The sequence below is a fragment of the Prosthecobacter sp. genome (assembly GCF_044232965.1).
GTDB lineage: Bacteria > Verrucomicrobiota > Verrucomicrobiia > Verrucomicrobiales > Verrucomicrobiaceae > Prosthecobacter.
The window spans coordinates 1-5,889 of record NZ_JBIIKX010000135.1 but is presented as its reverse complement, the minus strand read 5'-3'; the positions used below and the strand labels follow the sequence as shown (position 1 = coordinate 5,889).

The following is a 5,889-nucleotide window of genomic DNA, read 5'->3' as shown; positions in this document are numbered from 1 at the left end:
AGTGCATACCCAGCGCTCGTTGCACATCACCTGCCCTTCAAAGGCGTCACCTTCACTCCCATCGCCTCAAGCAGCATCTTTCCCATCTGCCGTGTTTTCTCATCGACGGGTTTGGGTGGAAGCATGCCGGCAAACCTCCCTTCAAAACTGTCGGCGGGCATGTCTTCGGCATCACCCAGGTTCCAGAATTTGCCGTTTCCGAGACGATGGATGGGCAGGAGGTGTGTGATGTTGCCCTGCGGAGCCTGACCGATCAGAACCACAACTTCCTCCCGATCATACGATTCTGAAGGTGGAGTCAACGCGTCCAGCGGCTCATCTGCCTTGGCCTTCGTGATCCAGGATTCCACAATGAGCACCACCGCAGAAGCACCATACGAGGCAGTGATCAGGCGGACCTTGTTGGCGAAATCGTCCTTGGCACCCGTATCGCTCAAACCGTTCGGGCTAAACAGAATGATGCCCTTCTCTGTTGAAGCCATCATGATCGGAGCCAGCGAAGCGCTCTTTTTCATGGTGAAACGAGCGTAGCGAGTGGCTTCGGCGATGAGGGATTGGAGGGCGGTGTTCATGGCGGCGAATCAGCACCAGGTATTTCAAGCTCCCCACCGCTCATGCTTCACCGGCAGACGATTGAGCATCTCACGGTAGAACTGCCATTTGGGCATGAAGCGATCCATCAAACTCACGAAGCGAGCGTTGTGGGAGGGCTCCAACAAATGGGTCAGCTCATGCACCAGAATGTATTCGAGGCACTGCACAGGTTTCTTGACCAGTTCCAGATTCAGCCAGATGCGGTGAGCTTCGGCATTGCAGGTGCCCCACTTGGTTCTCATGCGTTTGATGCCCCACTCGCTGGTGGTCACGCCGAGGAGAGGCTGCCACTTGGCGAGCAAGGGCGGCACCAGCTCCTTGAGTTGCGCACGATACCAGCGGTGGAGTGCTCTCTCCCGTTGCTCTGCGGTTGAAGAGACGGGCACATGCAATTCCATGGAGGTGTTGTTTGGTAGCAGAACCTTGGCTGCCCCGGTGCCTGGCACGATCTTCAACCGGTAGCGCTTCCCCAGGAAGAAATGACTCTCACCACGCACCATTTCACGTTTCGTTTCGCGGGGCTGCTCGGCAAACTTGCTCTTCTGGCGCTTGATCCAGGCCAGTCGCGTCACGATGGCGAGACGGATGGCGTCATCACTCATCTTAAGCGGTGCCGCCACGCGCACACGGCCCTGCGGCGGGTAAACTCCCAGATGCAGGTTCTTGATGCACTTGCGGAGGACGGAGACTTCCACGCCGCCTACCACAAGCTGGCGCGGTTTAGTAGTCGTCTTCATGCTTCTTCACGATCTCCATGATTCGATCCACCAATTCATCATGGGATGACTCCCTCACCACAGCTTCCATGAAGCCCTCCAGCACTTCACTGATGGCTATCCGCACGCGTTTGATTTTGGCCGCATTGCCTCGCCAGCCATCTTGTCGGCGGCTCTTCACGGCTTCATCCACCGCCAGCGCTACCTTCTCGTTCTTGCCGAGGTTGTCGTAGAGCGAGCGCTTGCCCCGTGAGTTCAAAGCAGCAGGATAGGCAGCTCTCTCAGGTCCTGTCTTCGCCTTCTTTGTCAGCTCGACGAGCTTGGCCAGATACTTGGCATATTCAGTCGCACCCGCCTTCCGCTCTGCGATCAGGGCATCCAGCAGTGCTGACATCGTTTCGTAATACTTCGGATTGATCGGTGATTCGTCGATGATCAGTCGGCGAACATTGTTCTCGATGGTCTCCGCGACCGCTTTTTGGTTCTTGCGGATGCCGTCGGGCAGATCCTTTACTGCCTCCACACCTCGTTCCACGATGAGTTCCACCAGTGACATGTCGTCGAAGTCAGAGACCTTCTCACTCTCCTCGGCGCGGATGTAGGCGTCGATCAGGTGCCGCATGGCAGGCTCATACTGCTTGAGGTCGATGGCATCACCGCTGTGGATCTTCACCTCGTTGCGCAGGTTTTCGTAAAAGGAGACCTCCTTCTTGATGCCAGCGGCTTCGTCCGCGCTGTATCCTGCCTTCTCCATTTCGCCGGCGATGTCCGCATAGGCCCGGATCAAAGAAGCCGTCAGCCGGTAGAGAGAAAGGCGCTGCGGCTCGTTGGCTTTGAGCTGGGCCGCATTCCCCGGCTCCTTGGAGGAGAAATAGCGCAGGTAGGCGGACTGATCCTTGGGCGGCTCCACAGCTTCACAAAGGGCACGCGCCGCCTCCAGAGTCTCCTCCAGGCGTTCACGCGCTTTCTTGAGCCTGTCTTCCAGCAAACCAGCCACGTCTTCCTTGTCGAAGCCATCCAGAGCGCCCGAGGTGTAGTCATCCACGGCGGACTCGATGCTCTTGAAGAGATCCTTGTAGTCGATGATGTAGCCAAACTCCTTGTCATCACCGTCCAGCCGGTTCACACGGCAGATGGCTTGGAACAGGCCGTGGTCACGCATCTGCTTGTCGATGTAGAGGTAGGAGGCACAGGGCGCATCAAAGCCGGTCAGCAGCTTGTCCACCACGATGATGAGCTTCATCTGGCCGGGATCATTGATAAACTTCTGCTTCACAGCTTTCTCAAAAGCCTCGATCTTGTTCAGAGCCGACTCTGCTGGTTCATTGAACCACTCGGCCAGCATCTGCTGGTAGATGGCATATTGGCGTAACTTCTCGGTCTGGCCTTCGCCGGATTCCTCACCCTTGATGCTGGCATTGCTCGGCACGTAGGAGGTCACGATGGCGCACTTGCCCTTAAGGTCGGTCTTGGCGAACAACTCATAGAACTTGCAAGCCTCGTAGATGCTTCCGGCCACCAGCATGGCGTTGCCATGGCCACTTTTCAGGCGGTCCTTCAGCTCCATGTCCAGCAGGATGTCCGCCACGATCTTCTCCAGCCGGTCCTGGCAGCTCATCACTTTTTGCATTGTGCCCCAACGTTGCTTGAGCTGGGCCTTCGCCAGTGGGGTGAGTCCCTTCGTCTTCAGTTCAAACCATTGGTCGATTTTCTTCTGCGACGTGATGTTCTGGTCGATGTCACGCGCCTCATAGCGCAGGTCCAGCACCACCTTGTCCCGCACTGCCTCGTCAAACTTGTAGGTGTGAATGTAGCGCCCAAAGGTCTCCACGCTCTTTGCCTTGTCCGACTTGAGCAGGGGCGTGCCCGTGAAGCCGATGAACACAGCTTCCCCCAGAATGGCCTTCATCGCCTCATGCAGCTTGCCGCTTTGGGTGCGGTGGCATTCGTCCACGAAGACAAACAGGTTTCCCTTCACGCGAAAATCCGGCGGCAGGGCTTTCTTCATGGCCTCAATGAACTCCTTCGCGCTCTCTTCATCCGTGTCATCATCCTCTTTGGTGCCGAACTTGTGAATCAGTGAGCACAGCAGCCAGGGCTTGGCCGCATTCAGATTCGCCACCAGGTCAGCGCCACTTTTGCTGCGGTAGATCTCCTCATTGACCCCCACGAAGACCTTTTCGATTTGCTCGTCCAACTCCGTGCGGTCAGTGATGATCAGCACACGCGCATCCGTAATGTTCTCACGAATCCATTTCGCCAGCCATACCATGGTCAGGCTCTTGCCGCTGCCCTGCGTGTGCCAGATGATGCCGCCTTCGCGACGGCGTAGGTATTCCTGCGCCGCCTGCACGCCGAAGAACTGATTGTGTCGGCAGAGCTTCTTTGTCCCGGCGTCATAGACCACATAGTCGTGGATGAGTTCCAGCAGCCGCGGCTTGGAGCACATCTGGACGAGCTGACGGTCCAGCAGATTATCGATCTCGCCCGGCTCCTTCCAGTTCAGGTAATACTTTTCCTTGGTTTCAATCGTTCCGTAGCGCAACCCTTCGGTATCATTGCCTGCCAGCACGAGCTGCATGGTGGAAAAAAAGGGCTGGATGAACTCTTTCTTCTGGTTGTCCAGATTCTGCCGGATACCCGCGCCCACAGAGACAGTGCTGCGTTTCAGTTCCAGCACTCCGAGGGCGATGCCGTTCACATACAGCACGATGTCTGGGCGCTTCGTTGCCGCTTTGGCATCCGCGCCTGCCACAGTCACTTCTTCCGCGATGGCAAAGTGATTGTTCAGCGGCTGCGCCCAGTCGATCAGCCACACCGTGACCGTGTTTTCTCCCACGTCGGGCTTCAGCTTTACGCCGTAGCGCAGCAGATCATACACTGCACGATTGCGGTCATAGAGGCTCTTGCTCGTATCCCCGGCGACTTTTTCCAAGTGGTCGATGACGCGGTTGATGAGCTTCGGGTCCTGATGGCACTTCCAGAGATATTCTCGCAGTTCCTCCCGCTCCACATTACGGTTGTTCTCACGGTCGCTCCAGTCGCCCAGAAAGTTATAGCCGAGCTTGCCGGTGAAGAGTTTTTTCACCCGCTCCTGCGTCTTCAGCTCGATCTGGCCAATAGTGGTCATGCCTGTGACTCGCTAACAAGTATCTCACTTTCCACATACCGACGGAATTCCTCGACTCCAGTGAAGCAGCGATACCCGGCTTGACTGGCGATGCCAATGGTTTCAGTGCTCTCGTTTAACAGCACCGCGACCGGCTGGCTCAGTTCCTCTTGGATGCCGTTGGGCCAGGCGAGGTCGAACACCGCTTTTTGTTCACCCGTCGCGGCGTCGGCAAAGTCATACGCTAGGGTCCCGCGAGGGAGACCCTGCTGTTCCATCCAGTCATTGATCGTTTCGAGTTGCTCCTCTTCCTCCTCGCTGGTGATGCCGCCAGTTGCAACGGTAACTGCGGGCACCATGGCTGCCGCGCCAGCCAGCCAGCGGGTGTCGCCATGAAGGAGGTCTTCCATACGCCGATTCAGTTCAGCCGCGAGGAGCGTCTTGCGAGCTTCGAGGAACTCCCGGAACTTTTCCATCTTCCACAGCGCAGGGTCGGTGGGAATCCATTGAGATGCCAACGCGCCCGGCTGCGCCGCCTCGATCTTTGGGAAATACTCCTCGGGCAAACGGTCGCTGATGTCGAGGTTGGTGTCCTTCGTGAGGAAGCAGAAGTTCGCAAGGGCGTTCACTTCCGGCCGCTTGAACTTACGTTTGTAGAGTTGGGCCTTGGGGAAAATGTGATGCACTTCCAACCGGCTCATCTTGCCGAGAAGGTTCGCTTTCAGCGGCAGTCCCGTTCCCCAGTCCCGCGACTCGCCCATCCGCGTCAGCAAATACAGCACGGGATAAAAGCGGGCACCGAGGCTCCAGCCGGTGAAGTGTCCCGGCTCGGCCCGCAGCCCTCCGTGCCAGAGCCGCAATTGCTCCAGCAGCTTGTCTAGCCCGCCATCATCCCCTTCCAACGCTGCCAAGTCCTGATCAATGAACGACTCCGTGGAGCCGGAGAAGCGCCCCCACATGCCCGCCTGCACGAACCAGAACAGCAGCTTGTCGCGCTCCTTCACATCCATCGGTCCGCTGCGTTGGTCGAGATAGCGCACCATGACCGGCACACCAAAGCGCCCGAAGAACACCTGATCGTGATCCAGCCCCAGTCGCCCGCTGATGAGGTTCAGGCTGGTATCCACATGCTTGGTGGCGCGCTTCAGGCCGTCCTGAATTTCGACCGCGCTCTTCTCGTGCAGAAATTGGAACTTCGCCTCGCCGGTCAGCGCCGTGTTCACCGAGCGCAGCAGCCAGTCCAGATTGAAATGGAAATCGGCTTTGCTCCATTCCTTGAGCTTGGCCTTCATGGTGTCGCGGGCTTCCGGCCAGTCGGCGCAAATCTTGGCCAGCGCCAGATCGCCCTTTGAGAGCTTCGTGCCGCCGCTGTTCACCCGGTTGAAAATGTCCACCACCACATCGAGCGTCTTGTCCGGGCCGGTGACTTCTTCGATGTGGAGGTCCACTTCGATAATGCCGAGCAGGCTG

At 57.6% G+C, this 5,889-nt stretch carries 4 protein-coding genes; all 4 read right to left on the bottom strand.

Annotated elements, in window-relative coordinates; all coding sequences use genetic code 11:
• Nucleotides 1–26: 26 nt before the first annotated feature.
• On the bottom strand, nt 27–572 hold the full coding sequence (locus tag ACILSI_RS26495) for a hypothetical protein (RefSeq protein ID WP_395724940.1): 546 nt from the start codon (nt 570–572) through the stop codon (nt 27–29).
• Nucleotides 573–596: 24 nt separating this feature from the next.
• Nucleotides 597–1,331 carry a M48 family metallopeptidase gene (locus ACILSI_RS26490; protein WP_395724939.1) on the bottom strand — a complete coding sequence of 245 codons (735 nt, stop codon included), beginning with the start codon at nt 1,329–1,331 and terminating at the stop codon, nt 597–599.
• Nucleotides 1,315–4,440 (bottom strand): type I restriction endonuclease subunit R, encoded by a 3,126-nt coding sequence (locus ACILSI_RS26485; protein WP_395724938.1) that lies wholly within the window; start codon nt 4,438–4,440, stop codon nt 1,315–1,317. The genes ACILSI_RS26490 and ACILSI_RS26485 overlap by 17 nt, the downstream gene beginning before the upstream one ends.
• A partial coding sequence (locus ACILSI_RS26480) for a hypothetical protein (protein WP_395724937.1) occupies nt 4,437–5,889 on the bottom strand: 1,453 nt, incomplete at its 5' end. The genes ACILSI_RS26485 and ACILSI_RS26480, both read right to left, overlap by 4 nt.

What these genes read in the sequence shown, in the direction of transcription:
- ACILSI_RS26495 (WP_395724940.1), bottom strand. Translation starts at nt 572, where the DNA reads ATGAACACCGCCCTCCAATCCCTCATCGCCGAAGCCACTCGCTACGCT.
- ACILSI_RS26485 (WP_395724938.1), bottom strand. Translation starts at nt 4,440, where the DNA reads ATGACCACTATTGGCCAGATCGAGCTGAAGACGCAGGAGCGGGTGAAA.
- ACILSI_RS26490 (WP_395724939.1), bottom strand. Translation starts at nt 1,331, where the DNA reads ATGAAGACGACTACTAAACCGCGCCAGCTTGTGGTAGGCGGCGTGGAA.